Annotated in this window: 23 protein-coding genes and 1 tRNA gene; 15 read left to right on the top strand and 9 right to left on the bottom strand. The window is 66.5% G+C overall.

Annotation, left to right across the window (positions count from 1 at the left end; translation table 11 throughout):
• Positions 1-85 precede the first annotated feature (85 nt).
• From RZN05_RS20390 to RZN05_RS20365, 6 genes are all read left to right on the top strand, one after another.
• Positions 86-1,540, top strand: a complete 1,455-nt coding sequence (locus RZN05_RS20390) for a rhamnogalacturonidase (RefSeq protein ID WP_317228509.1) — start codon at positions 86-88, stop codon at positions 1,538-1,540.
• Positions 1,541-1,608: 68 nt separating this feature from the next.
• Entirely contained in the window at positions 1,609-1,926 is a 318-nt protein-coding gene (locus RZN05_RS20385) for an L-rhamnose mutarotase (RefSeq protein ID WP_317228508.1), read from the top strand.
• Positions 1,923-4,910: a glycoside hydrolase family 35 protein gene (locus RZN05_RS20380; protein ID WP_317228507.1), complete on the top strand. Its 2,988-nt coding sequence runs from the start codon at positions 1,923-1,925 to the stop codon at positions 4,908-4,910. The genes RZN05_RS20385 and RZN05_RS20380 overlap by 4 nt, the downstream gene beginning before the upstream one ends.
• Complete coding sequence (locus RZN05_RS20375) at positions 4,907-6,100, top strand: glycosyl hydrolase 53 family protein (RefSeq protein ID WP_317228506.1); 1,194 nt, start codon at positions 4,907-4,909, stop codon at positions 6,098-6,100. The genes RZN05_RS20380 and RZN05_RS20375 overlap by 4 nt, the downstream gene beginning before the upstream one ends.
• Positions 6,101-6,132: 32 nt before the next feature.
• Positions 6,133-7,248 (top strand): beta-galactosidase BglB, encoded by a 1,116-nt coding sequence (gene bglB, locus RZN05_RS20370; RefSeq protein ID WP_317228505.1) that lies wholly within the window; start codon positions 6,133-6,135, stop codon positions 7,246-7,248.
• Between the two features lie 77 nt (positions 7,249-7,325).
• Positions 7,326-8,636 carry a glycoside hydrolase family 28 protein gene (locus RZN05_RS20365; RefSeq protein ID WP_317228504.1) on the top strand — a complete coding sequence of 437 codons (1,311 nt, stop codon included), beginning with the start codon at positions 7,326-7,328 and terminating at the stop codon, positions 8,634-8,636.
• 10 nt (positions 8,637-8,646) lie between these two features.
• On the opposite strand, the gene RZN05_RS20360 is transcribed toward RZN05_RS20365, so the two are convergent.
• The 3 genes from RZN05_RS20360 to RZN05_RS20350 are packed head-to-tail and all read right to left on the bottom strand — an operon-like array spanning position 8,647 to position 13,486.
• Positions 8,647-9,789 carry a glycoside hydrolase family protein gene (locus RZN05_RS20360; protein ID WP_317228503.1) on the bottom strand — a complete coding sequence of 381 codons (1,143 nt, stop codon included), beginning with the start codon at positions 9,787-9,789 and terminating at the stop codon, positions 8,647-8,649.
• Between the two features lie 26 nt (positions 9,790-9,815).
• Positions 9,816-12,179 (bottom strand): glycoside hydrolase family 2 protein, encoded by a 2,364-nt coding sequence (locus RZN05_RS20355; protein WP_317228502.1) that lies wholly within the window; start codon positions 12,177-12,179, stop codon positions 9,816-9,818.
• Entirely contained in the window at positions 12,176-13,486 is a 1,311-nt protein-coding gene (locus RZN05_RS20350; protein WP_394804840.1) for an oligogalacturonate lyase family protein, read from the bottom strand. The genes RZN05_RS20355 and RZN05_RS20350 overlap by 4 nt, the downstream gene beginning before the upstream one ends.
• Positions 13,487-13,612: 126 nt before the next feature.
• On the opposite strand from RZN05_RS20350, the gene RZN05_RS20345 reads away from it, so the two are divergent.
• From RZN05_RS20345 to hemW, 4 genes are all read left to right on the top strand, one after another.
• The gene (locus RZN05_RS20345) at positions 13,613-15,235 is read left to right on the top strand and encodes an MFS transporter (RefSeq protein ID WP_317228500.1); all 1,623 of its coding nucleotides are present in this window, start codon (positions 13,613-13,615) and stop codon (positions 15,233-15,235) included.
• Complete coding sequence (locus RZN05_RS20340; protein WP_317228499.1) at positions 15,199-16,206, top strand: glycoside hydrolase family protein; 1,008 nt, start codon at positions 15,199-15,201, stop codon at positions 16,204-16,206. The genes RZN05_RS20345 and RZN05_RS20340 overlap by 37 nt, the downstream gene beginning before the upstream one ends.
• A gap of 31 nt (positions 16,207-16,237) precedes the next feature.
• A tRNA-Gly gene (locus RZN05_RS20335) sits at positions 16,238-16,311 on the top strand.
• A gap of 117 nt (positions 16,312-16,428) precedes the next feature.
• Entirely contained in the window at positions 16,429-17,574 is a 1,146-nt protein-coding gene (gene hemW, locus RZN05_RS20330; RefSeq protein ID WP_317228580.1) for a radical SAM family heme chaperone HemW, read from the top strand.
• Positions 17,575-17,612: 38 nt separating this feature from the next.
• On the opposite strand, the gene RZN05_RS20325 is transcribed toward hemW, so the two are convergent.
• Positions 17,613-18,824 carry a penicillin-binding protein activator gene (locus RZN05_RS20325; RefSeq protein ID WP_317228498.1) on the bottom strand — a complete coding sequence of 404 codons (1,212 nt, stop codon included), beginning with the start codon at positions 18,822-18,824 and terminating at the stop codon, positions 17,613-17,615.
• 11 nt (positions 18,825-18,835) lie between these two features.
• Between RZN05_RS20325 and rsmI the strand changes: the two genes are divergently transcribed.
• Positions 18,836-19,672, top strand: a complete 837-nt coding sequence (rsmI, locus tag RZN05_RS20320; protein ID WP_317228497.1) for a 16S rRNA (cytidine(1402)-2'-O)-methyltransferase — start codon at positions 18,836-18,838, stop codon at positions 19,670-19,672.
• On the opposite strand, the gene RZN05_RS20315 is transcribed toward rsmI, so the two are convergent.
• Entirely contained in the window at positions 19,669-19,866 is a 198-nt protein-coding gene (locus tag RZN05_RS20315) for a hypothetical protein (RefSeq protein WP_317228496.1), read from the bottom strand. The genes rsmI and RZN05_RS20315 overlap by 4 nt on opposite strands.
• A gap of 112 nt (positions 19,867-19,978) precedes the next feature.
• On the opposite strand from RZN05_RS20315, the gene RZN05_RS20310 reads away from it, so the two are divergent.
• The 3 genes from RZN05_RS20310 to RZN05_RS20300 are packed head-to-tail and all read left to right on the top strand — an operon-like array spanning position 19,979 to position 21,951.
• A complete protein-coding gene (locus tag RZN05_RS20310) occupies positions 19,979-20,353 on the top strand; it encodes a YraN family protein (RefSeq protein WP_317228495.1) in 375 nt (124 codons plus the stop codon).
• Positions 20,354-20,397: 44 nt separating this feature from the next.
• Entirely contained in the window at positions 20,398-21,357 is a 960-nt protein-coding gene (gshB, locus tag RZN05_RS20305; protein ID WP_317228494.1) for a glutathione synthase, read from the top strand.
• 3 nt (positions 21,358-21,360) lie between these two features.
• On the top strand, positions 21,361-21,951 hold the full coding sequence (locus tag RZN05_RS20300) for a DedA family protein (protein WP_317228493.1): 591 nt from the start codon (positions 21,361-21,363) through the stop codon (positions 21,949-21,951).
• 8 nt (positions 21,952-21,959) lie between these two features.
• Here RZN05_RS20300 and RZN05_RS20295 read toward each other — a convergent pair whose 3' ends face one another.
• From RZN05_RS20295 to RZN05_RS20280, 4 genes are all read right to left on the bottom strand, one after another.
• Positions 21,960-22,436 (bottom strand): GAF domain-containing protein, encoded by a 477-nt coding sequence (locus RZN05_RS20295; protein ID WP_317228492.1) that lies wholly within the window; start codon positions 22,434-22,436, stop codon positions 21,960-21,962.
• Between the two features lie 40 nt (positions 22,437-22,476).
• Positions 22,477-23,370, bottom strand: coding sequence for a tyrosine recombinase XerC (locus RZN05_RS20290; protein WP_317228491.1), 894 nt, complete (start codon positions 23,368-23,370; stop codon positions 22,477-22,479).
• 153 nt (positions 23,371-23,523) lie between these two features.
• A complete protein-coding gene (fsa, locus tag RZN05_RS20285) occupies positions 23,524-24,180 on the bottom strand; it encodes a fructose-6-phosphate aldolase (protein ID WP_317228490.1) in 657 nt (218 codons plus the stop codon).
• Positions 24,181-24,199: 19 nt separating this feature from the next.
• Complete coding sequence (locus RZN05_RS20280; RefSeq protein WP_317228489.1) at positions 24,200-24,598, bottom strand: hypothetical protein; 399 nt, start codon at positions 24,596-24,598, stop codon at positions 24,200-24,202.
• A 164-nt stretch (positions 24,599-24,762) separates the two neighbouring features.
• Between RZN05_RS20280 and RZN05_RS20275 the strand changes: the two genes are divergently transcribed.
• On the top strand, positions 24,763-25,392 hold the full coding sequence (locus RZN05_RS20275; RefSeq protein WP_317228488.1) for a DUF2490 domain-containing protein: 630 nt from the start codon (positions 24,763-24,765) through the stop codon (positions 25,390-25,392).
• The last annotated feature ends 20 nt before the right edge of the window (positions 25,393-25,412 follow it).

Here is a 25,412-nt window from a genome sequence, read left to right as displayed (position 1 = left end):
CATCCTGGCGAACGCCGGATCGCGTGGCCCAGGCCGTGCACTCGACCGCCTGAAATACCGGCGTTCGCCGGGATGACGGTTTAGCATGCGTACCGGTCACGTCTTCGACGTCCGCGACCACGGCGCGCGCGGCGACGGCGTCGCACTCGACAGCCCCGCGATCAACGCTGCGATCCTCGCCGCCGAGAAGGCCGGCGGCGGTCTCGTCCTCCTGCCGCCGGGCAGCTATCTCAGCTTCTCGCTCCGCCTGAAGAGCCGCGTCACGCTGGTGATCGAAGACGGCGCCACCCTCATCGCTGCCGAAAGGGGACCACTCGGCGCCTATGACCTTCCCGAGGAGCGTGGACCGCAGCTCTACCAGGATTTCGGCCACAGCCACTGGCACAACAGCCTGATCTGGGCCGAGCATGCCGAGGACGTCGCGGTCATCGGCAAGGGCCGGATCGACGGGCGCGGGCTCACCCGCAACGGCCCCGGCACGCCTTGGAGCAAGCAAGCCGGCGAACGGCCGCTGTCGATGGCGGCGATGCCGGCGGCGGATATCGGCAAGCTCGAGCGGTCGACCGAAGCGATGCGGGGCATGGGCAACAAGGCGATCGCGCTGGCACATTGCAAGCGAGTGAAGCTCGACGGCTTCACGATCTTCAAGGGCGGCCATTTCGCACTGCTTGCCAGCGAAGTCGACGGGCTCGATATCAGCGATCTCGCCATAGACACCAATCGCGACGGGCTCGACCTCGATTGCGTTCGCAACGCCCGCGTCGAGCGCTGCCGGGTCAACACCCCCAATGACGACGCAATCGTGCTCAAGACGTCGCTCGGCCTCGGCAAACGGTCCAACTGCGAAGACATCGCGATCCGCGACTGCACCGTCAGCGGCTTCGACCTCGGTACGATGCTCGACGGCACCCACCAGCGTACCCAGGAACTCTCGCCCGACCGCGACCGCGTCACCGGGCGAATCAAGATCGGCACCGAGAGCAATGGCGACTTCCGCCGCATCCGCATCGCCAATTGCCGCTTCGAGCGCAGCCGCGGGCTCGCGCTCGAGACCGTCGACGGCGGCACGATCGAGGACGTGCTTGCCGAGAATATCGCGATGGAAGAGGTGACCACCGCGCCGCTGTTTCTCCGGCTCGGCGCGCGGCTGCGCGGCCCCGAGGGTACCCGGCCAGGGGCGATGCGGAACGTCGAAGTGCGCGGGCTCACCGCGACGGGCATCGACCCGCGCTTCGCCGCGATCCTTGCCGGCTTGCCCGACCACCCAATCGAGTGCGTCCAGCTCCGCGACATCGACTTGGCATTCCGCGGCGGCCTCGACGAAATCCCCCCGCACCCGCCCGAACTGGCCGATGCCTATCCCGAGCCGAGTATGTTCGGCCCCACCCCCGCCTGGGGCTTGTGGGCCCGCCATGTGACCGGTCTCGAAGTGAAGACGCTGCGGCTGGCGCGCGAAGCGGGCGATCGTCGCCCGCCCGTGCTGCTCGACAATGCCCATGCCCGCGCTGAGGACGTGCAATATTGGCCGCGCGAGGTTTGACGCCGGGACCCACTTAGACTATCCAAATGTTGCATTACGATCCCACATAATGGGCTTCAGGAGAGGGCATGACCACCACCCACGCATTCCGGATGCAGCTGAAGCCCGGCGTCATCGACGAATACAAGGCGCGCCATGACGCGATCTGGCCCGAGCTCGCCACGCTGCTCCATGACAGCGGCATCCGCGACTATTCGATCTTCCTCGACGAGGAGACGCTGTCGCTGTTCGCGGTGCTCAAGCTGACCGACGACAACAATCGCGAGGCGCTTCCGGGACATCCGGTCATGCAGAAATGGTGGGACCATATGGCGCCGCTGATGGAAGTCGAACCTGGCAACAAGCCGAAGGAATGGCCCCTCAAGCCGGTGTTCCACCTCGCATGATTCGCACGGCCCTCCTCGCCGCTTCGGCGCTGCTCGCCCTCCCCGCCACCGCGCAGGAAGCCCGCCAGACCGCCAACTTCAACGCGCCGGTCAAGAGCTTCGGCCGGGTCTCCTACGACGCGCGGTCGCTGATGATCGACGGCAAGCGGCTGGTGGTGTGGTCGAGCGAGATGCACGCCTTCCGCCTGCCTTCGCCCGATCTGTGGCGGGACGTGCTCCAGAAGATGAAGGCGAGCGGGTTCAACACCGTCGCGCTCTATTTCGACTGGGGCTTTCACAGCCCGAAAAAGGGCGTCTACGATTTCAGCGGCATCCGCGACATCGATCGCCTGCTGACGATGGCCGAGGAAGAAGGGCTGTGGGTGATGACCCGCGCCGGCCCTTATGTGAATGCCGAGCTCACCCGCGGCGGCTTCCCCGGCTGGCTGGTCAACCAGCGCGGCCGCGCGCGCACCGACGATCCCGAGTATCTCGCCGCCTCCGACGAATGGCTGACCCGGATCAACGCAATCATCGCGCGCCATCAGATCAACGGCGACGGCAAGGGCAATCGCGGCACCGTGATCCTGCACCAGATCGAGAACGAACTGGCGCTGACCACGCCTGCCCAGCGCCGCTACATGGATCACCTGTACGCCAAGGCGCGGGCGGACGGCATCACCGTGCCGATCTTCCACAACGACCAGGGCCGCAACGGCTATTGGGTGCCCGAGGACAGCAAGGTCGAGAAGACCGTGCCCGGCCCCAACGACATGTACGCGTTCGACGGCTATCCCGGCGGCACCTGCACCGTCACGGGGCAGCCTACCCGCGGCAGCGCGGCGCCCGACTGGGGTTATTATGGCCCGGGCGGCGCCAAGGGCGGCGCCTCCGCCTCGCCCAACACGCCGGGCTTCCTGGCGGAGTTCGGCGGCGGCTGGTTCGACTATTGGGGCTCGAACGGGGGATACGAGTGCAACGCGATCCAGCGCGGCAAGCGCTTCCAGCGCGTGTTCTACGGCACCAATCTCGCCAACGGTATCCAGATCCAGAGCTTCTACATGGGCTTTGGCGGGACGAGTTGGGGCTGGCTCCCCGCGCCCGTGGTGTTCACGAGCTATGACTACGGCTCGGCGCTGTCCGAGGCGCGGGAGGTCCGCCCAAAGGCCGAGGAGCTCAAGCAGCTCGGCGGGCTGATCGCTGCGGTGCCCGATCTCGCGGGGATGATCCCGGCAGGCAAGCCCGAAATCTCGTCGGACCGTATCCAAGTCTATCACAACAAGTCGCCCGAGACCGATGCGCGCTTCCTGCTCGTCACGCACAAGCCCTCGAACGGCCAGACCAGCGATCGCTTCACCGTCACGGCCGATTTGCCCGACGGGCGCTACACGCTACCGCTCCAGCTCGACGGGTTCGATGCCAAATGGCTGGTCGCGGGCGTGAACCTCGGCGGGCAACGCCTCGTCTACTCGACGTCCGAGCTGCAGACGATCCTCAAGCAGGACAATCGCGATGTCGCGCTGATCTACGGCCGCACCGGCGAGGCCGGCGAGACGGTGCTGCGCTACGCCAGCGAGCCCAAGGTCACCGTCCTCGAAGGCGGCGCGACATCGGCCTTCGACACGAAGGGCGACCTCAAGCTGCGCTACGCGCATCGCGGCCTTACCCGCGTGCGGATTAGCGGCGGCGGCCGGCCCGATCTGCTGCTGCTGATCGGCGACGAAGCCGAAGGCGCCAAATTCTGGCGTACCGACGACGTGCTGGTCCGCGGCCCGGCCTTGATCCGCAGTGCCAAGGTGACGAATGGCGTGCTGGCCCTCACCGGCGACACGCGCGAGGCCAGCCCGCTCGAGATCTGGGCACCCTCGAGCGTTCGCAGCGCGACATGGAACGGCACCAAGGTGGCGACCACGCGCACCCATTCGGGCAGTGTCACCGCTACCGCCCCGCTCGCCGCGCCAGTGGACTTCGCTCTCCCCGCGCTCACCGACTGGCGCGTCGCCGGGGGTTCGCCCGAAGCAGCGCCCGACTATAACGACCGCGACTGGGCGAAGATCGACAACCGCGCGTATGCCAGCATCACTGCGCGCGCCGACGGCCAGCCCAACATGCTGATGGACGCATACGGCTTCCACGAAGGCGACGTCTGGTATCGCGGGCGCTTCACCGGGACACCCGATGCCGAGCGGCTCAAGCTCCATTACGGCGCCGGCGGCGCAGGGCTGGTCCAGGTGTTCCTCGACGGCAAGCTGATCGGGCAGGATGAGATTCCCGCCGGACTGCCCCGCCCGATCACCACCGGCGCGCCCGGCTTCACACTGCCCGACGCCGCGCGCGCGCCTGGCGAGCATGTCCTGTCGGTGATGGTCCGCAATAACGGCCATAACTGGGATCTCGACGCCGACGATTTCCACAAGGAAGCGCGCGGGCTCGTCTCAGCTTCGATCGAACCGGTCGCCGGCGCGAGCTTCGCAGTGCCGATCGCATGGAAGATCAACGGGCGCAGCGAAGACCTGTTCGATCCGGTGCGTGGCGTGCCCAATAATGGCGGGCTCGATGGCGAGCGCCGCGGCTGGTACCTGCCCGGCTTCAACGATCGCGGCTGGAAGACCGCCACCGTCCCCGCGGCGCGGGCGGCGCAAGGCACCAGCTGGTATCGCACCAGCGTCGATCTCGCCGTGCCCAAGGGCCAGGACGCGACGATCGGACTCGCCTTCGGCGACACCACCAAGCCGCGCTCGCCGGTGGCCTATCGGGTGCTGATCTTCGTCAATGGCTGGAACATGGGCCAGTTCATCGCGCATGTCGGCCCGCAGCGCGTCTTCCCGATCCCCGAGGGCATCCTCAACCATCGCGGCCGCAACAGCATCGCGCTCGCAGTGACGTCGGACGGTGCCCCCGGGAATGCGCTGGAAGAGGTGAAGCTGGTCACGCTTCGCAACGTGAAGGGCGGATTGCCGGTGCGGATGGTCGCAGCGCCGACGACGCCGGAGCAGCTCAAGTGAGGCTCACGCGCCGCCAGACGATCGGCGCGGGCGCGCTGGGCGTGGCCGGCCTCGCCGCGCCCGCACGGGCAAAGTCGGGCGGGCGGCCTTGGTCCTATCTGATCGGCGCCGACATTTCTTGGGTTCCCGAGGACGAGTTCATCGGGGCGACCTATTATCTGGATGGCGTGAAGAAGGATCCGCTCGCGATCTTCCGCGAAGCCGGGTTCAACGCGCTCAAGCTGCGGCTGTTCGTCGATCCGGCCAAGGGCTATTCGAAGGGCAAGCCCGGCGGCCCGTGGTGCAGCCTGGAGCAGATCACCGACTTCTCGCTGCGGATCAAACGCGCCGGTTTCCACCTTTCGACGACGCTGCATTATTCGGACACCTGGGCCGATCCGCAGCACCAGAACAAGCCCGCCGCCTGGGCCGACCTGCCCTTCGCAACGCTGGTCGACACGGTCGAACGATACACCGCCGATACCTGGGCCGCGCTCAAGAAAGCCGGCGCGGCGCCCGATCTAGCGATCCTCGGCAACGAGACCACGTTCGGGATGCTCTGGCCCGAGGGCCGCGTGCCGCTGACCATCCCGACCGGCAATCCGCAGACCGACGAAGTCCATATGAAGGTCACCGGCGCGGGCGGGTACGATAGGTTCGCGGCGCTGCTCAAGGCGGGCGTGTCGGCGACCCGCGAGACACTGCCGGGCGTGCCGCTGGCGATCCACAACCATCTCGGCCGGCACTGGCCGATCGTCCGCCACTGGACCGACAGCCTGATCGAGCGCGGCGTGGAGTTCGATGCACTCGGCTTCTCCTGCTACCAGCAGCAGGCCGAGGCCGATTGGCAGCGCACCTTCGCCGAGTTCAGCAAGCGCTATCCCGACAAGGGCTTCTTCGCGATCGAATATTCCTCGCGGAAGCGCTACCTCAACGACCTCGTCCACGCGCACCCCAATGGCTGGGGCAGCTATATCTGGGAGCCGACCCGGCACCAGGAAGCGATCTTCCTCAAAGACGGCGTCAGCGCCGGCGAGGGACCCAAGCCCAATCTGCTTTCGCAGGGCATCAACGGCGCCGAGGCACCCGGTGCCGCCCCCGCCCCGCTTGTGCCGCACAAGCCGCGCGACAATGGCGGGCGCTACGACGCCGATCCGACTTTCATTCGCCTCTACCAAAGCATGGCGAAGGACTATGGAGTCACTCAGTGACTCGCACCTCTACCCCCACCAGGAGACTCTAATTGGCCGCCCTCACCCACGACGTCCCGCGCAGCGAGATCACGTCGAAAATCGACCTGCTCATGGACAATCTCGTCAACATCAAGGACGAGACCGGCGAGTTCCTGCTCCATTTGGAAGACGGCCGGATCATCGACACCAAGGGCTGGGCCGGCTGGGAATGGACCCACGGCGTCGGCTTGTTCGGCATGTGGCGCTATTATGAGCAGACCGGCGACGACAAGGCGCTGGCGATCATCAAGCAGTGGTTCGAGGACCGCTTCGAAGAGGGCACGCCGACCAAGAACATCAACACGGTCGCGCCGTTCATCACGCTCGCCTATCTCTACGAGCAGGAACCGGACCCGCGCTACATCCCCTATCTGGACACCTGGTGCGAATGGCTGATAGCCAAAGACGGACTGCCGAAGACCGAGGAAGGCGGCTTCCAGCACATCGTCTATAACGACGAGAATCCCGGCGAGATGTGGGACGACACGCTGATGATGTCGGTGCTGCCGCTCGCCAAGATCGGTCTGCTGCTCAATCGGCCGCAGTACGTGGAGGAGGCCAAGCGCCAGTTCCTCGTCCACATCAAATACCTGTTCGACAAGAAGACCGGCCTGTGGTTCCACGGCTGGGACTTCAACGGGCGGCACAATTTCGCCGAGGCTTTGTGGGCGCGCGGCAATTGCTGGGTGACGATCGCGATCCCCGAGATCATCGAGATCCTCGACCTTCCCGAGGGCGACGCGTTCCGCACCTTCCTGATCGACACGCTCGCCGCACAGGTGAAGACGCTCGCCGAGACGCAGGATCCCGAGACCGGGCTGTGGCACACGCTGATCGTCGATCCGACGTCGTACCTCGAAGCCTCCGCCACCGCAGGCTTCGCCTACGGCATTCTCAAGGGCGTGCGGAAGGGCTATCTGCCGCGCCACTATGAGGCGGTCGGGATCAAGGCAGTGAAGGGCGTGCTCGCCAATATCGATGCGGCCGGGGAGCTCCAGCAGGTCAGCTTCGGCACTGCGATGGGCGACACGCTGCAATTCTACAAGGACATCCGCCTGACCTCGATGCCCTATGGCCAGAGCCTTGCGATCTGCGCATTGGGCGAGTTTCTGCGGACCTATATCTGATGCTCGGGCGGCGCGACCTCCTTGCGGGCGGGGTCGCGCTGCCGTTGCTTGCGGCATATCCGGCACGGGCCGGGAGCGTGCGCCAACAGAGTGTCCGTGTCACTGCGCCGTTCGACATGCCGGCGATCGCGATCCCCGATTTCGGCGCGGTGCGCGGCTTCCCGATCACCGAACAGGGGGCAAAGCCCGACGACCAGCGCGCCAACCAGGCCGCGATCGCCGATGCAATTGCTGCAGCCTCTGCCGCCGGCGGCGGACGCGTGGTGATCCCGGCGGGGATCTGGGCGACCGGGCCGATCCATTTGCGGAGCAATGTCGAGCTGCACCTCGAAAAGGGCGCGACGCTCGCCTTCTCGCCCGACCCCGCCGACTATCTGCCCGCGGTGCCGACGAGCTGGGAAGGCATCGAGTGCCTCAATTATTCGCCGCTGATCTACGCCTATGATTGCGAGAATATCGCGATCACCGGCCAGGGCACCTTGCTCGCCCGGCTCGACACCTGGGCGATCTGGTATGCGCGGCCCAAGCCGCACATGGACGCGCTGGTCGCGCTCTACCAGATGGCGCGGAAGGGCGTGCCGGTCGGCCGCCGCGACATGACCGACGGGGAAGCCAATCTCCGCCCGCATTTCCTCCAGTTCAATCGCTGCCGCCACGTGCTGGTCGAGGGAATCCGCATCGAAAACAGCCCGTTTTGGACGATCCATCCCTATCTCTGCCGCGACGTCGTGATCCGCGGCGTGCAGATCGAGGCGCACGGCCACAACAATGACGGGGTTGATCCCGAGATGAGCCAGAACGTGCTGATCGAGCATTGCGTGTTCGACCAGGGCGACGACGCGATCTCGGTCAAGTCGGGCCGCGACCATGACGGTTGGCGGCTGAACACCCCGGCGCGCAACGTGGTGATGCGCAACTGCCGCGTGAAGAACGGCCACCAGCTGATGGCGATCGGCAGCGAGCTATCGGGCGGCGTCGAGAATGTGTTCGTCGACGATTGCCATTTCGACGCGACGGGCTCCGGCGCGAAGAGCACGATCCAGAACATCCTGTTCGTCAAGACCAACGAGCGTCGCGGCGGCTTCGTGCGCAACATCCACCTGTCGAACGTCAGCGCGACCGAAGTCGCCGGTGGGGTGCTCAGCGTCGATACCGACGTGCTGTACCAGTGGCGCACGCTCACCCCGACCTACGACCGTCGGCTGACGCCGATCGCGGGGCTGCACGTCAGCGATGTGCGGGTCGCCGAGGCGAAGTTCGTATGCGAGATCAAGGGCCAGGCCGAACTGCCCGTGCGCGACGTGACGCTGCGGCGAGTGAACGTGACGAAGGTGAGCGGTACGCCCGTGCAGGGCGAGCATGTCATGGGGTTGCGGGTGGAGACGTGAAGCCTGCCGGCTAGTGCGGTGCCGCCCTGTCTACCTTCGCGAGATCCCGATCCATCGCGGCGCCATCGAAGGGAACGACGATGACTTTGCTGCCATGGCCGTTGCTGCCGATCTGTGATTCCTTCGATGTGTCCACCACTGCGAAGGTCAGCGCGCGGACATGGCCGTTCTCGATCAGCACGCCTGGCCGTTCGAGCTTGTTCCAGTGGTTCACGACGCCATTGGTATAGCGGATGAAATCGGCGCCGGGCTCATAGGCCATGCCCTGAACGCGCCAACCGGTCACGCCGTCGCGCGAAATCAGGTGATAGGCACGACGCTCGCGCCAATGGTTGACGAGCACGTGATACCAGCCGCCGCTGAACCAGATCACCGGATCCTCATACGCGCGCATGTCCCTTTGTGGCAGCCCCGGCAGCCCGCGATAGATGCTGTCACCCATCACCTTGTAAGGGCCGAGGATATTGCTGGTACTGACGAGAATCTGGCCCGAGCGCTGAATGATGACGAACCCGCCGCCCGGTCGAGCGGTCAGGCTGACGTTGGATGCCTTCCAGGGCTTGGCCGGCGCAGTATTGGGCAGGTCGCCAGGGGTCTTTACCGACGTGAACGTGCTCTGATCGACCATGATGCTGCCGAGCTTGCGCCACGGTCCGTCGATCGAAGGCGAGACAAACACGTCGCCGTTGCGGGTCTCGCTGGTTACCACCGCGTAGCGGCCGTCAGGCAGGCGCAGCGCAGTGATGTTATGCCCCTTGCCCGCTTCGTCGCCCGGCCAGGTAAGGCCCATGTCGCGATAGGGACCGAACGGCGATTCACTGATCGCCCAGACCGCCTCTGACAGGCCCCAAGCCTTGTGGCCGAGCGCCTGATCCCAGCGGCTCGCGAACATCCGGTATTTGCGGTCCGGTCCCTTGAGGATCTGCCCGTCCCAATAGTTCCATCGGGTCATCGTGACGTCTTCGAGCCCGTTGCGGATATCGCGCGGCCCGACTTCGGCCGCGCCCCACGCGGTCCGCGACAACGCCTTGGCTGGTGCCGGCCTGAAATAGGCGATGAAGGGCTTCGGCCCGACCACCGGCACGGCCTCTGCCTCGTCCGACTGCGAGAGCGCGCCTAGCGGCGGCGTCGCGACCGCCGCCAAGGCCGCCACGACGGCCCCAACGAGCAAGCGCAGCGTCACCGCGTCACCATTGTCGCGGTCCCTGCCTTGAGCCCCGGCGCGGTCGCGCGGATTCGCACGGTGCCCGGAGCGGTGCCGCGCAACATCGCCAGCGCATGCCCGCCGAACACCGGCCGCTCGGCTGCTCCGAACGGCGTATGCTCGGTCGGTGAGCCATTGTCATAGGCGACGAGCTTTCCCGGCCCCTCGGCCGCGATGCGGACGCGGTTTGCCGCGCTCGGCACCACCACGCCCTTGGCGTCGACAACTTCGACCCGGACGAACCCGATGCTGTCGAAGTCGCTGCCCATCGTCGGGGCCTCGGCGGTCAGGCGGATCGCGGCGGGGGCGCCGGCGGTGCGCAACTCGTCGGTCGCGACCGTCTTGCCCGCGGCGTCGCGCGCCACGGCGCGGAGCGTGCCGGGCGCGAAGCCCACGTCCCAGCGGCGGGCGCTGTCGTCGGCGGGACGCAGCTTGCTACCCAGCGAGCGGCCGTTGAGGAAGAGCTCGACGCTCGCGGCGTTGCTGTAGACCTCTACCGCTTCCGGATGCGGTGCGCGGTTCTCGGGCGACCAGTCGATCAGCGCGCCGGGACCGCGCGGTTGCGGCATCGCCACGCCGACCATCGTCGGCAACTCGCTGGTATCGATCACTTCGGTGACGCGCCGCGCGATCTTGACCACCGGCGTTTCGGCCCACCAGCCCGCGCGCTCCCAGCCGATCGGCTTTACGAAATCGCTGCGGTCGGTGAGGCCCGAGGGATTGCCGATCACCGGCCAGCCCGCGCGATCGGCCTCGCCGAGATAGTCGACCCCGGTCCACAGGAACATCCCGGCATAGGCCGGATTGTCGCGCACCACGAGCCAGCTTCCGCGGTTCTTGCTGTTCTCGGTCCCGATGATCTTCCGGCTCGGTTTGTCCGCATGCGCCTTGGCGAGCTCGTTCTCACGGTAATTCTGGCCGACCACGTCGAGCATGTCGGCTAGGCCGTTCTCGTAATCCTTGGTGGTATTGGGGCGGAACAGCGCCATCGTCACCGGGCGCGTCGGATCCTCGGCATGGAAGATCTTCATCAGCCGCTCGACGATCGACTTGGCGACCAGCGGATAGGGCGTGTCGTGGATCTCGTTGCCGATCGACCAGATCACCACGCTGGGATGGTTGCGGTCGCGCCGGACGAAATCGCGCGCGTCTAGGGACGACCAGTCGGTGAAGAACAGGTGGTAATCGTTGGGGTTCTTGGCGACCGTCCACATGTCGAACGCCTCGTTCATCACGATCAGCCCAAGCCGATCGCACAGATCGAGGAATTCGGGCGAGAACGGGTGATGCGCAGTGCGGACCGCGTTGACGCCGAGCGCCATCAGCCCGCGCAGCCGCCGCTCGTACATCGCCAGCGGCACCGCCATGCCAAACGCGCCGCCATCGGCGTGGATCGCAACGCCCTTCAATTTGAAGTTCCGGCCGTTGAGCCAGAAGCCGGTAGCGGCTTCGAAGCGCGCGTCGCGGATGCCGAAGCGCTCGGTCTGCTTGTCGAGCATCGCGCCGTCCGCGCCGGTGAGCGTGACTTCGGCGGTATAGAGCGCCGGATCCCGCGTGTCCCACAGCCGCGGATTGGCGACGCGGAGCTTTGCCTCGAGCGCGTCGGTCCCCTTGGCGTCGAGCCCGCCGCGGTTGCTCTCGCCCTGCGCGACGATCTGCCCGCCGGGATCGCGGATCGCGACCGACAGTGTGGCGTTGACCGCCTTGTCACCAGCGTTGCGGATGCTGGCGTTGACGGTCACGTCCGCACCTTCGCGGGTCACCTTGGCGGGGCGCACCGCGATGCCCGACTGATCGAAGTGTATGTCACCGCTGATCGCGAGGCGCGCGTGGCGATAGATGCCGCCGCCGGCATACCAACGCGAGGCTGGCTGGGCCGCCGTGTCGGCGCGCACCGCAAGGACATTTTCGCCGTCCGCCTTGAGGAACGGCGTGAGTTCATAGCGCACGCTCGAATAGCCATTGGGGCGGTGGCCGACATGGTGGCCGTTGATCCACACCCCGCCGCGATCCACCACCCCGTCGAACTCGACGAACACCCGGCGGCCCCGCGCGCCGGCCGGCAGCGCGAAATGCTTGCGATACCAGGCCACGCCGGTGGGCAGCCAGCCGCCCGATCCGGTCGCGCGGGCCTTTTCGTCGAACGGACCAGCGATCGACCAGTCGTGCGGCACGTCCACGCGCTTCCAGTCGCTGTCGTCGAATCCGACTGCCATCGCATCGACCTTGTCGCCCACCAGCAGCCGCCAGTCCTTGTCTATCGACATCCGCTCGGTAGGCTGAGCGAGGGTGGGAACGGCGTAGCAGGTAAGCGCCAGCGCGATTGCGGCCCGGATCACTTCGCCGGCGCCTTGACCACTTCGACGGCGTAGATGTGGTTCGCGCCTTCGAAATTGGCGCGGAACACGATCCACTTCCCGTCCGGCGTGAAGGTCATGTTGGGCTCGAGCCGGTAATCGTGCTTGCGCATGTCGACCAGCTTCTCCGAGTCGAGCGTGCCCGGCGAGATCAGGTTCTCGGCACCCGGCGCGTGGATGCCGGCAACGTCGGGGATAGCCTTGGGCGTGAACAGATAGAGGTATTTGCCGTCCGGGGCGTGCGCGACCATCTCGCTGTCGCCGCCGTCGCCCGAGAAGAGCTTGTGATCGGGCGACTGGTTGAAGTGCACCGACCATTCGTTGCGCTCGACATTGTACCAGCGGCGCTTGCCGGTCTCGAGGTCGTAGCCCGCCAGCCAGAACACTTCGCCGCGCGGCGTCTGGAGATCGTACCAGATCGTCTTGCCGTCGGGCGAGAAGAACTCGTGGCCCGCGATCTCCATGTTCATCGTGCGGGTGTGGACGAGCCTCTTGCCCGTCCCGTCGGCGCGGATCGTCCAGATCCGGTCGACCTTGTGCCACGGCCCTTCGTGGCAATACATGATCTGCTGCGGGTCGGTCGGCGAGAACTGGATGTGGTTCAGCCAGTCGGTCGACGCAGTCACCACCTTGCGCGCCCCCGTCTTCACGTCGATCGTGAAAATCTCCATCGGCACCTTGGCCTCGAGCCGGTCGTTGAGGCGGACTTCCTTGGCGTCGGCGTAGGTCATGGGGCGGCCGTCAGGCCAGTTGGCGGCATATTGCGCCTGGCCGAACTTGTTGTTGTCGCCGGGCTTGGCGCCGGGCTGGAGCGGCTTGTCGGTCTCCGCCCATTGGCCGAGCAGCAGGGTCTCGTCGGCGTTGATCGAGCCGATGAAGCCTTCCTTGATCTCGGCGATCTTCCGCGTCTTGCCGGTGTCGATATCGGCGGCGTGGATGCTCCAGGGTTTCCCCTCGCCGGCGCGCGTCTGGTAGTAGGCGGTGCGGGTCTTGCGGCCGGTGAACAGCAGGATCAGCCCCTTGCCCTTGACCAGCGGGGTGACTTCCCAGCTCTTGAGGTCGATCACCGAGATCCCGCCGGGGACGGAGATCACCATCTTGTCGCCCTGGGGCGTGTAGCTGTTCTGGTGGAAATAAAGGCTGGCGCTGTCGGCTTCGCGGCTGATCCGGATCACCTTGTGCCCGGTCAGCGAGTCGACCCATTGCGCCGCAGGGTCGGCTGCCGCGGCGCTCGCCACCAACAGCGACGCCGCCACAAACCCCTGGCAAATTGCGCGTCCCAGCCGCATCCTCTTCTCTCCCGCCGACTTGATGTCGTTCCACATATTATGATAGCAGCTCAGAATATGGAGTAAAGAACGGGTGTCGGCACGGTGCCGCATTCCCGTCGGCCTACCCCAGAGAGGAAATCCCGCATGGCCAGCAGCGCCTCCGCGCCCACCCGTCAGCCGCGCTGGTACAATTATTGGGGCTGGGGCTCCGGCGACATGCTGGGCGCAGGTGCGCAGGCGGTCATCACCGGCTGGCTGCTCTATTTCTTCACGACCTTCTGCAACCTGTCCGCCGCCGAGGCCGGGTTGATCCTCGGCCTGCCGCGGCTGCTCGAGGCGATCACCTGTCCGCTGATCGGCTATGTGTCCGACAATCTGCGGCATACCTGGATCGGGCGGCGCATCGGGCGGCGCAAGATCTTCCTGATCGCCACGATCCCGCTGCTGCCCAGCTTCGCACTGATCTTCATCGCCGGGCACAGCTTCACCTATTATCTGCTGACCTTCATCTTCTTCGAGTTCGTCTACACGATGTTCCTCATCCCGTGGGAGACGCTCGCCGCGGAGATGACCAACGACTATCGCAAGAAGGCGAAGTTCGCCGGCGCACGGATGATCGTCGCGCAGAGCTCCGCGATTCTCGCTTCGTATCTGCCGACGCTGATCATCGGCGCGCTGGGCGGCAAGGATTCCCCGAGCACCTTCCTGATCATGGCCGCGATCTTCGGCGCGATCTTCAGCCTGGTCGTGACGCTGGTGGTGATCTTCACCTGGGAACGCCCCTATTCCGAAGCCGAGAAGCAGGTGCAGTCTGCGCCGCTCGACGTGAAGACCGCGCTGATGATCCCGGTCGTGATGTTCCGTGATCTGTTCTCGACGCTGCGCATCCGTGCGTTCCGCCAGCATCTGTCGATCTATCTTGGCGGCTACATCTCGCAGGACATCTTCAACACCGCCTTCCCGATCTTCGTCGTCACGGTAATGATGGGCGCGACGCTGATCATCTCGCAGCTGCTCACGATCATGTACGTCGCGCAGCTCATTTCGGTGATGATCGCGATCAACATCGTCATCCGAACCGGCCCGGTGATCGCCTATCGCATCGCGATCAGCTTCTTCGGCGCCGGGCTGCTGCTGTTCCTCGCTTTCTACTATCTGCGGCCCGCGCGCTTCGTCGCGGACCTGGGTGCGCTCGGCGGCAACATGCTTTCGGCGCTCAACCCGGCCTCGGCGACGTTCAGCCCGGTGCTGATCTTCTGGCTGTTCGTGCCGATCCTGCTCGCCGGGCTGGGCCGCGGCACGCTCAACTTCGTGCCCTGGTCTATCTACAACTACCTGCCCGACGTCGACGAAGCCGTCACCGGCCAGCGCCGCGAGGGCATCTTCGCCGGGGTGATGACGCTGGTTCGGAAACTCGCGCAATCGGCGGCGATCATCTGCACGGGCTTCATCATCGATTTGGGCGGCTATATCTCGCCCAAGGCAGGGCCCGGCGAGGCGATGCAGCAGACCCCGGAGGCGATCGCCACGATCACCTGGCTGCTGATCCTCGGGCCAATTCTGGTCATGCTCGCCGGGCTGGTCGCCTCGTGGCGCTTCCGTCTCAACGCGCAGACGCACGGCGTGCTGATGGCCGAGATCGATCATCTCCGCGCCGGGGGCACCGAGCCTACTTCGCCGGAGGCCAAGGGGATCGTCGAGGATCTGTCGGGCTGGAAGTATCACCAGCTATGGGGAAGGAACAGTATCGCTGGAGTGCGCCACTGATGGTGTTCGCCGCGCTCGCACTGCTCGCCGCCGATCCGGTCGCATCGGTCCCGCTGTTTCGCGATCCCGTCCATGACGGCGCCGCCGACGCCTCCACGGTGCGCGACGCGAAGACCGGCGAATGGGTGATGTTCTACACCAATCGCCGCGCCGACCTGAAGCTCGCCGATCCCAAGGACGTCAGCTGGGTCCACGGCACGGCGATCGGCGTGGCGCGATCGAAGGACGGCGCGAAGTGGCGCTATGCGGGCACTGCGGCGATTCCGACGAGTTGCACCGGCGCAACCTTGTGGGCGCCCGAGGTTCAGCGCTTCGGCGACACTTGGCATATGTGGATCACGGTCGTGCCCGGCGTGTTCAAGGACTGGAACGCGCCGCGCTTCCTCGTCCACTTGACCAGCCGCGACCTCAAAAGCTGGCAGTGCGGCGAGCGCGTCGAACTCGGCTCGGACCGGGTGATCGACGCGAGCGTCCTCGCACTGCCGCAGGGCGGCTATCGCATGTGGTTCAACGACGAGCGCGCCAACAAGGCGATCAAATACGCGGATAGCCCCGATCTCAAGACCTGGACCGTACGCGGCCCGGTCACCAGCACGCCGGGCGAAGGCCCCAAGGCGTTCCGCTGGCGCGGGCGCTGGTGGCTAGTTAGTGACGCGTGGAAGGGCCTGCTCATTCAGCATTCGTCCGACGGCGAAAACTGGACCGCGCAGCCGGGCTATCTCGGTGGCGAGCCGGGCACCCGCCCGACCGACCGCGCCAAGGTCCAGCACCCCGACGTGATCGTCGCGGGCGACCGCGCGTACCTGATCTACTTCGTCCATCAGTCGGGCGAACCGGAGGCTGCGCGCGATTTCGATTGGCACCGCCGCAGCGTGCTGCAGGTTGCCGAACTCGAGGAAAGTGATGGGTTGCTTTCGATCGATCGCACCAAGCCCGTGACGATGCGCTTGCGCGAGACGGTTGACCGATAGCCGCAGACTGTGGCAGTCGCCCCGGCGGCGCGCGGGTATAGCACAATGGTAGTGCAGCAGCCTTCCAAGCTGAATACACGGGTTCGATTCCCGTTACCCGCTCCAAGCCCTCTTGCGGTGAGGGCACGGCCCACCGCACCGATTGCCGAACCCGTGAGTCTTTGTGGCGCTCCGCCTGCCGGGCTATGCGCGTGGTTCGATTTCCTGGCGTATCGCGATACGATGAACTCCGGCACCACCCCGCTCGCGCTGTATGTGCATTGGCCGTTCTGCGTGTCGAAATGCCCCTATTGCGACTTCAACAGCCATGTCCGCGAGAGCGTCGACCAAGCGGCGTGGCGCGATGCGATGCTCATCGACCTGGCCCATGAGGCGGCGCAATTGCCCGGGCGGCGGCTCGGCTCGATCTTCTTCGGCGGCGGCACGCCCTCGCTGATGCCGCCCGAAACTGTCGCCGCCGTGATCGAGGCGGCGGAGCGGCATTGGGGGTTCGAGCCGGGTATCGAGGTCACGCTCGAAGCCAATCCCTCGTCGGTCGAGGCGGCGCGCTTCGCCGATCTCGCCGCGGCGGGGGTCAACCGGGTTTCGCTCGGGCTGCAGGCGCTGGACGATGCGGCGCTGCGCTTCCTGGGACGGGCGCATGGCGTCGATGAGGGACTGGCGGCGCTGGATACGGCGCAGTCGGTCTTCCGCCGCGTGAGCTTCGACCTGATCTACGCGCGCCCCGATCAGGATCTCGCCGGCTGGGAAGTCGAACTACGCCGCGCGATCGGCTTCGGCACCGAGCATCTGTCGCTCTACCAGCTCACCATCGAGCCGGGAACGCGCTTCGCGACCTTGTTCGAGAAAGGCGAGTTGGCCGCCTATGATTCCGACGCCGGCGCAGATCTGTTCGAGGCGACGCGCGACATCACCGCCGCCGCCGGGCTGCCCGCCTATGAAATCTCGAACCACGCCCGGCCCGGCGCCGAGAGCCGGCACAACCTGACTTATTGGCGCTATGGCGACTATGCCGGGATCGGCCCCGGCGCACATGGCCGGCGCGGCGGGCTCGCGACGATGCGGCATAAGAAGCCTGAGAACTGGCTGGGTGCGGTGGCGCGTAACGGCCATGGCCTCCAGGTCGAGGACGTGCTGACGCCCCAGGAACGCGCAGTCGAGGCGCTGGTGATGGGGCTGCGATTGCCCGAGGGCGTCGATGTCGCGCGGGTCGCCAAACTGGCCGACGGCGAGGCGCCTCTCGACCAGCTCGCATTGGCGCGGATGCGCGACCAGGGTCTGGTGACGGTCGTGGGCGATCGGCTGGCGGTCACCAATGCCGGAATGCCGGTGCTGGAGGCGATCCTGCGCGAGCTGGTGATTGCATAACCTCCGCCATCCCGGCTTTCGCCGGGATGGCGGAGGGCTCAGTTCCCCTTGAAGTTCGGGGGGGCGGGCGAGACCGTGGCGGTGGTGCCGCCACGGATTTCCTGCACTTCGAGCGCGCGCTCGGCGACGCCGTCACGGCCGAAGCGGAACGCCCCGTCGAGCCCGGCGAACCCCTCGCGCTCGGTTAGCCGCGCCGCGGGGAACTCGTCGCCCGGGCGCCAGTCGCGTGCGATGCGGACGGTGAGCAGCACTGCGTCGTAGCCGAGCGTCGACAGCCGGTACGGCGCCGCGCTGAAGCGTGCGCGGTACTTGCTGGCGTACTGGCGATAGTAATTGTCTGGCACGCTGGCGAACCACGCGCCGTTCAAAGCCGCCTTGCTGCCGATCGCCGAATCGGTGTTCCACAATTCGGTGCCGAGCAGCCGTGCGGCCTTCCCGCTCGCCGAGCGGCGGATCAGCGGCACCGCGGTCACTGCGCCATCCGCGCTGCCCGCGATCAGGATCGCCTGAAACGGCGAGCGACCGATCTTGGCGACCGCGCTGGTCATCGAGCCCGGACGGCCGTCATAGGTCTCCATCGCCAGCACGCGCCCGCCGGCATCCTCCACCGCGCGCAGCATCGCGGTGGAGGCGCGCTCGCCATAGAGGCCGCTCGGGATCAGCCCGGCAAAGTCCTTGATCCCCGAGCGCGTGGCGTAGTTGACCACCCGCTCGATCGACTGGGCGGGGACGTAGCCGAGGATATAGGTGCCGTTGCCCGCGACGCTGGCGTCGTTCGAGAAGCTCAGCACCGGCACGCGCGCGCGCCGGGCGATCGGTGCGACCTCGCGCGCTTCCTCGGCGAGCAGCGGGCCGAGGATCAGCCGGTTGCCGTCCGAAATCGCCTGCTGCGCGGCAGCGGCGGCACCGCCGGGCGCGGCGGTATCATAGGTGGTGATCCGCATGGCATCGCTGCGCGTATCGAGCACCGCGAGCTGCGTCGCGTTCTGGAGCGAGCGGCCGACGCCCGCATTGGCGCCGCTCAGCGGCACGAGCAAGGCGATGCGGTGGCGCTCGACATCCTGAGGCAGGCCCGGCTGGATCGGGCGCGGCGCGACCGGGGTCGGCCGCGTGGTCGGCGCGGGGCGCTCGGCCTCGGGCACGATCCGCGGCCCGCTCGCGCAGGCGGCGAGAAACAATGTCGCGCCCACCGCTGCGGCGCGCAGCATGTTCCACAGGCCCGGTTGCGCACTTACTCTGGCGTCTGCCATGACACTCCCCGATGGATGATCTCGTTCTTGCCCCCGGCCTCTACATCGTCGCGACGCCGATCGGCAATCTCGGCGACCTCAGCCCACGCGCTGCGCAAATACTGATGAAAGCCGATGTGGTTGCAGTCGAAGACTCGCGTGTGACAGCGGGACTGTTCCGTCACCTCGGCACCAAGGGCCGGATGCTCCCCTATCACGACCACAATGCCGACGCCGTCCGCCCCGGCCTGATCGCGCGGATGGCAAGCGAGGCGGTGGCTTTGGTATCGGACGCAGGCACGCCGCTGATCTCCGACCCCGGCTTCAAGCTGGTGCGCGACGCGCGGGCGGCGGGGCATGTCGTGACGACGATCCCGGGTCCCTGCGCCGCGATTGCCGCGCTGACGCTGGCAGGGCTTCCGACCGACCGCTTCTTCTTCCTTGGCTTCCTGCCTTCGAAGCAACAGGCGCGCGCCGAAGCGATCGCCGAGGTCGCCGCGATCCGCGCGACCCTGGTACTCTACGAATCGGGGCCGCGGCTCGCCGCCTGCCTGACCGCGCTGGCCGCAGGACTGGGGAATCGCGAGGCCGCCATCGCGCGCGAGATCACCAAGCGGTTCGAGGAATGCGTGACGGGAACGCTGACCGAGCTGGCGGGTCGCTATGCCGATGCGCCCCCCAAGGGCGAGATCGTGGTGGTGGTGGCGCCGCCGGGCGAGGCGCCGCCCGCGACCGAGGAAGACGGCGATGCGGCCCTCGCCGAAGCGCTGACGCGGCTACCCCCGGCAAAGGCCGCGGGCGAAGTCGCGAAGAAATTGGGGCTGGACCGCAAGGCCCTGTATGCGCGGGCGATGCAGCTCAAGACTTAGGCGACGTGCTGCAACCGGGCAGGATTGGCGTCGAGCATGAAGCTCTCGTCGGAACCGGTGAGTTCCGAAAGCCGCTTCACATAGCTCTCCGCAAGCAACCGCCGCCGCGCACGCGCATCCGCAGTTATCGCGTTTCGTGCCGCGACGATTTCCTGGATGGCGCGACGCCGGTAATAGCTTTCGTTCGATTCCATAATCTTCGGCACCCCCCGGTGACGATTAGCGACCCGGCCTCTTCTGAGTCGGAATGATGCAGGCTAACCAAAGTTATCCACAGGCGCCAACCCCTTGCAGGCGGAGTCGCAGATGAAACGGCCTTCGCGAGCGACAAACGCCCGTAAAGCGGCGGAAAATCGCGGAAGAGACGGCGAACGCCGCGCCGCCTGGTGGCTCTGGCTGCGCGGCTGGCGAATCCTCGACCGCCGAGTCCGCACCCCCGCGGGCGAAGTCGACCTTGTCGTGCGCAAGGGGCGGCTGGTCGCGTTCGTCGAGGTCAAGACCCGCGCCAGCGATGCCGAACTAGACTTCGCGATCGACGAGCGCCGCCTCTCGCGCGTCGCCGCCGCGGCCGAGTATCTGATGCCGCGCTATGCCGGACCGGGCGACGACATCCGAGTCGACGTGATCCTCATTGCCCCCCGCGCGCTCCCCCGCCATATCGAGAACGCCTGGATGGGGTGACTTAGTCCAATAAGTCACCTACAAGGGTCCGCGAAGGAGGCCGAATGTCGCTTGTTGTTGCCGTGCAGATGGACCCGCTCGATGCGATCAACATCGCTGGCGACTCGACCTTCGCGCTGATGCTTTCCGCGCAGGCGCGCGGGCACCGGCTGTTCCACTACGCCGCCGAAGACCTCAACTATTCGGAAGGCCGCGTCTGGGCCAAGGCGCATCCGGTGCGCGTCCAGCGCGTCGCGGGCGATCATTTCCGTTTCGATGATCCCGTCAGCCTCGATCTCGGGGCAGAAGTCGATGTCGTGCTGATGCGCCAGGATCCGCCATTCGACCTGGGCTACATCACCGCTACCCACCTGCTCGAGCGGATCGCCGAGCGCACCCTGGTGGTCAACGACCCCGCCAGCGTACGCAACGCGCCCGAAAAGATCTTCGTGCTCGATTATGCGCAGTTCATGCCGCCGACCTTGGTCACCCGCAGCCTGGACGAGGCACGCGCCTTCCTGGCGAAGCACGGCGAAATCGTCGTCAAGCCGCTCCACGGCAATGGCGGCAAGGCGATCTTCAAGGTTGGCAGCGACGGCGCCAACCTCTCCTCGCTGATCGAAGTGTTCAACACCGCCTATCGCGAGCCGCATATGGTGCAGGCATTCCTCCCCTCGGTCGCGCAGGGCGACAAGCGCATCGTGCTGGTCGACGGCGAGGTCGCCGGCGCGGTCAACCGCGTGCCCGGCGAAGGCGAGATCCGTTCGAACCTCGCGGTCGGCGGCACCGCGGCCAAGACCGAGCTCACCGCCCGCGAGCAGGAAATCTGCGACGTGCTCGGCCCCGAGCTCAAGAAGCGCGGACTGCTGTTCGTCGGGATCGACGTGATCGGCGGCGAATGGCTGACCGAGATCAACGTCACCTCCCCCACCGGCATCGTCGCGATCGACAGGTTCAACGGGTCGGATACCGGCGCGCTGATCTGGCAGGCGATCGAGCGCCGCGTCGCCGAGCGCGCGGCCTGACCGATGATCGACTGGCTGGGTTGGGGCTATTTCGGCATTTTCCTGCTGATGGTGCTGGAGAATGTGATTCCGCCGGTCCCGTCCGAAGTGATCATGAGCGTCGCCGGGATCGCCGCTGGCCAAGGCAAGATGGACTTCACCCTGCTCGTGCTGACCGGGACGCTCGGCTGCGCCGTCGGCAACCTGTTCTGGTGGGAAATCGGCCGGCGCTACGGCTATGAGCGGCTGCGGCCGGCGATCGATCGCTGGGGCCGCTGGCTGACGATGGACTGGGAGGATGTCGAGAACTTCCGCCGCTTCTTCGATCGCTGGGGCGGGCTGACGGTGCTCGTATTTCGCTTCATGCCGATCGGGCGGACGGTTATCTCGATTCCCGCCGGGCTGATGCACATGCCCTTCTGGCGCTTCCTGGCCTTCACCACGATCGGCAGCGCGATCTGGAACACGATCCTGGTCGGCGTGGGGTTCTGGCTCGGCGCGAGCTTCGAGAAGATCGATCACTGGATCGCGCCGGTGGTGACGGCGACGCTGGTCGCGTTGCTGCTACTCTATGTGTGGCGCGTCGCGACCTGGAAGCCGCGGGCGAAGCGCTAGGGCCCAAACTAGGCTGCCGCGCGGAGCCGATCGAGTTCGACGGCGATCGTTGCCGCCATCGCTTCGAGCTGCGGCAAGGCGGCCGCCAGCGATTTCTCGCGCTCGGCCGGATCTAGTGCGCAGAGCGTGCCGAAAAAGCTGCCGTCGGCCAGGATGATCGGCACCGAGATATAGCTTTCGAAGCCGTACATCGCCGGGGTGTGGTGCGTGCGCCACTCGGGATTGGCACCAACATGATCGATGAATACCGCGCGGCCGCTCAACCGTATCTCGTCGCAGATCGTCGTCTGGAGAACGAGTTCGTCGCCCGGCTTCATCCCGAATTCGATGCGGTCGAGCACCTGGCAGGCGATCCAGCGCTCGCTGGTGACGCGCGCGACTGCGGCGAAGCCCATGCCGGTGAGCGCGCAGACCTGTTGCAGCGTCGCTTCGATGCTCGGCACGTGCTGCACCGCGGAGATATCGGTATCGTAGCTGTAGGTCATTGCGCCCCCGCCACGATCCTATTGCTTTCGCTTTGAAAAGTCACGCGCGCGGATGGGCGCTGCGATAGACGTCGAGCAGATGCGCGGCGTCGACCGCGGTATAGACCTGGGTCGAGCTGAGACTGGCATGGCCGAGCAGTTCCTGCAGCGCGCGCAGGTCGGCGCCGCGGCCGAGCAGGTGCGTCGCGAAGCTATGGCGCAGCGCGTGCGGGGTGGTCCGTTCCGACAAGCCGAGCACTGTACGCGCCGCGCGCACGGCCTTGCGGATCGCGCCCGGGGGCAGCGGCCCGCCCTTGGCCCCGCGGAAGAGCGGCGCGTCGCGCGCTATGCCATAGGGGCAGAGCTGGGCGTACGCCTCTATCGCCTCGCGCACCTGCGGCAGCAGCGGCACGGTGCGCGTCTTGGCGCGCTTGCCGGTGACGCGCATCGTAGGCCCGAGCGGCAGGACGGCGCCGGTGAGCCCGACCGCCTCGCCGATCCGCAGCCCGGCACCGTAAAGGAGGAGGAGCACCGCCCAGTCACGCGCGCCGATCCACGGCTCGCGCGCCTCCTCGGCCACCGTCTCGGCGAGCGCAACGGCCTCGTGCGGCGCGATCGGGCGGGGGATTCCCTTCTTGACCCGCGGGCCGCGCAGGCGAGGAAGTTCGGCGGCGTCGCCCGCGGCGAATTTGAGGAAGCCGCGCACTGCGGAGAGTTCGCGTGCAGCGGAGGCGTTGGACAGGCCGTCCCCCCGACGATGCGCCAGGAAGGCGCGCAGGTCGGCGGTCGCGATCTTCGCCAGTGCGTCGCGAGTGACTTCGCCGCCCCAATGCGACTGGAGGAATGCGATCAAACGGACCGCGGTCGCCTCATAGGCGCGCACCGTGTGTACCGAACGCCGCCGGTCGCGGGCGAGGTGCTGGCCGTATAGGAGCGGGAGCGCGGGTTCGGTCACAGCACGAACCCTACCCGATCCTCCCCGGCACGGGGAGGGGGACCATGCGAAGCATGGTGGAGGGGGGTCGCCTCATAGGACATCCCTCGCGGCACGCCCCCACCACCCCGCCCTGCGGGCGCGGTCCCCCTCCCCGTTCCGGGGAGGATGAGGTTACCCGATCTTCTGACCGGTCTTCGCCCAGTCGGCGAGGAAGCCTTCGATGCCCTTGTCGGTCAGCGGGTGCTTGACCAGCTGGCGGATCACCGCAGGCGGCGCGGTCATCACGTCGGCGCCGATGCGCGCGGCCTCGAGCACATGAATCGGGTGGCGGACGCTGGCGACGAGGATCTCGGTGCCGAAGTCGTAATTGTCGTAGATCAGGCGGATGTCGCTGATCAGCTGCATCCCGTCGAAGCCGTTGTCGTCGTGGCGGCCGACGAAGGGCGAGATGAAGGTCGCGCCCGCCTTGGCGGCGAGCAGCGCCTGGTTCGCCGAGAAGCACAGGGTCACGTTGACCATCGTTCCGTCGTCGGTGAGCGCCTTGCAGGTCTTGAGCCCGTCGATCGTCAGCGGCACCTTGACCGCGATGTTGTCAGCGATCTTCCGGACGATCTCCGCCTCACGCATCATGCCTTCGTAATCGAGGGCGACGACTTCGGCCGACACCGGCTTGCCCGGCACGATCTGGCAGATCTCGGCAACGACTTCGAGAAAGTCGCGGCCCGCCTTGTGGATCAGCGACGGATTGGTGGTGACGCCGTCGAGCAGCCCGGTATCGGCGAGGTCGCGGATGTCGGCGGTGTCGGCAGTGTCGGCGAAGAATTTCATCTGTGGTCCTTCAGGCGAATCAGTAGCGCACGAGCATCAGCCGTGCGCGCGCCGCCTTAAGCCGAGTCACGTCGACGCGATAGGTGCCGGGGCGCAACTTGTAGCGGACGATCTTGCGGATCGTGGAGCATTCGGGGCCGTGGCCGTGCGCGACCGATTCGAGTGGCTTGCCGCGTGCTGGCGCAACATCGATCCAGCCGGCCTGATCGAGCGCGATGCCATAAGTGCCGGCGCGGCGGATCGTAACGCTGGTCCGAAGCGCCTTGTCTCGTCCCGCATTGAGCGTCACGGTGTGGCCGGTATCGAGCCCGCTCCCGGAAACCTTCCAGCCGCGCAGCGCCACCGGAAGCCGGGCATCCAGCGTGCGGCATTGTTGTTGTGCGACGGCAGCGTGCAGCGCGAACGCAGTCAAAAGCATGGCAACCCCCTTTTGTCGCGACCCGGCCGCGAGACTAGCATCGGCGCTTAACGGCGCAATGCCACCTAATGTTACTGGTTGATGACAGAGGCACCTGCTTGGGCTAGGCGCACGGATCTTCCCCCACGAGGAACTTCGGCTTGCGCGCCCTTCTTGCTCCTGCGTTGTTGCTATTCCTCGTGCCGGAAGCCGATGCGCAGACGGTCGAGGACACCCAGCTCTGGCTGCAGACCAATGCCAATGTCCCGATCGCCGAGGACTGGCGCGTGACCGTCGAAGGCATCGCGCGATTCAGCGAGCGCCAGAAGGGACTGTTCCACACCGAGATCGGCGGGCTCGTCAGCCATAAGCTCTCCAAGCATGTCGAGATCGGGTTCGGCTATCGCCATGTCGGCAGCCACGGCGGCAATACCGCCGACGACGAGGACCGCCTGCGCCAGCACGTCATCCTGACCTATGGGCGATTCACTTCGCGATTCCGCATCGACGAACGTTTTCATCCCGATGGCCCCGAAGTGGGCATCCGCATCCGCCCGCTGCTGCGCTACAACCATCCGATCGGCAAAGGCTTCGCGCTGTTCGCAAGCCATGAGAGCTTCTTCATGGCGAACAGCACCGATTGGGGCCAGCGTGCCGGATACGATCGGATGCGCAACTGGGTGGGCGTGACGCTGCCGATCGCCAAGGGCATTTCGAGCGATGTGGGCTATCTCAACCAGTACCGCTTCGCCCGCAACGGCGGCAGCGCGCAGATGGACCATGCGCTGTCGATGCAGCTTTCGCTGAACCTCTAGGCTTTTCAGCCGAGTCCGAA

Source organism: Sphingomonas sp. HF-S4 (assembly GCF_032911445.1).
Taxonomy (GTDB): Bacteria; Pseudomonadota; Alphaproteobacteria; order Sphingomonadales; family Sphingomonadaceae; genus Sphingomonas; species Sphingomonas agrestis.
The sequence above is the reverse complement of the archived record's forward strand: the minus strand, read 5'-3'. Positions and strand labels throughout refer to the sequence as shown.

What these genes read in the sequence shown, in the direction of transcription:
- RZN05_RS20280 (WP_317228489.1), bottom strand. Translation starts at nt 24,598, where the DNA reads ATGCTTTTGACTGCGTTCGCGCTGCACGCTGCCGTCGCACAACAACAA.
- RZN05_RS20315 (WP_317228496.1), bottom strand. Translation starts at nt 19,866, where the DNA reads ATGGAATCGAACGAAAGCTATTACCGGCGTCGCGCCATCCAGGAAATC.
- RZN05_RS20340 (WP_317228499.1), top strand. Translation starts at nt 15,199, where the DNA reads ATGGGGAAGGAACAGTATCGCTGGAGTGCGCCACTGATGGTGTTCGCC.
- RZN05_RS20310 (WP_317228495.1), top strand. Translation starts at nt 19,979, where the DNA reads ATGAAACGGCCTTCGCGAGCGACAAACGCCCGTAAAGCGGCGGAAAAT.
- RZN05_RS20295 (WP_317228492.1), bottom strand. Translation starts at nt 22,436, where the DNA reads ATGACCTACAGCTACGATACCGATATCTCCGCGGTGCAGCACGTGCCG.
- RZN05_RS20350 (WP_394804840.1), bottom strand. Translation starts at nt 13,486, where the DNA reads ATGCGGCTGGGACGCGCAATTTGCCAGGGGTTTGTGGCGGCGTCGCTG.
- fsa (WP_317228490.1), bottom strand. Translation starts at nt 24,180, where the DNA reads ATGAAATTCTTCGCCGACACTGCCGACACCGCCGACATCCGCGACCTC.
- RZN05_RS20385 (WP_317228508.1), top strand. Translation starts at nt 1,609, where the DNA reads ATGACCACCACCCACGCATTCCGGATGCAGCTGAAGCCCGGCGTCATC.
- RZN05_RS20380 (WP_317228507.1), top strand. Translation starts at nt 1,923, where the DNA reads ATGATTCGCACGGCCCTCCTCGCCGCTTCGGCGCTGCTCGCCCTCCCC.
- RZN05_RS20300 (WP_317228493.1), top strand. Translation starts at nt 21,361, where the DNA reads ATGATCGACTGGCTGGGTTGGGGCTATTTCGGCATTTTCCTGCTGATG.
- RZN05_RS20345 (WP_317228500.1), top strand. Translation starts at nt 13,613, where the DNA reads ATGGCCAGCAGCGCCTCCGCGCCCACCCGTCAGCCGCGCTGGTACAAT.
- RZN05_RS20390 (WP_317228509.1), top strand. Translation starts at nt 86, where the DNA reads ATGCGTACCGGTCACGTCTTCGACGTCCGCGACCACGGCGCGCGCGGC.
- RZN05_RS20325 (WP_317228498.1), bottom strand. Translation starts at nt 18,824, where the DNA reads ATGGCAGACGCCAGAGTAAGTGCGCAACCGGGCCTGTGGAACATGCTG.
- rsmI (WP_317228497.1), top strand. Translation starts at nt 18,836, where the DNA reads ATGGATGATCTCGTTCTTGCCCCCGGCCTCTACATCGTCGCGACGCCG.
- gshB (WP_317228494.1), top strand. Translation starts at nt 20,398, where the DNA reads ATGTCGCTTGTTGTTGCCGTGCAGATGGACCCGCTCGATGCGATCAAC.
- hemW (WP_317228580.1), top strand. Translation starts at nt 16,429, where the DNA reads ATGAACTCCGGCACCACCCCGCTCGCGCTGTATGTGCATTGGCCGTTC.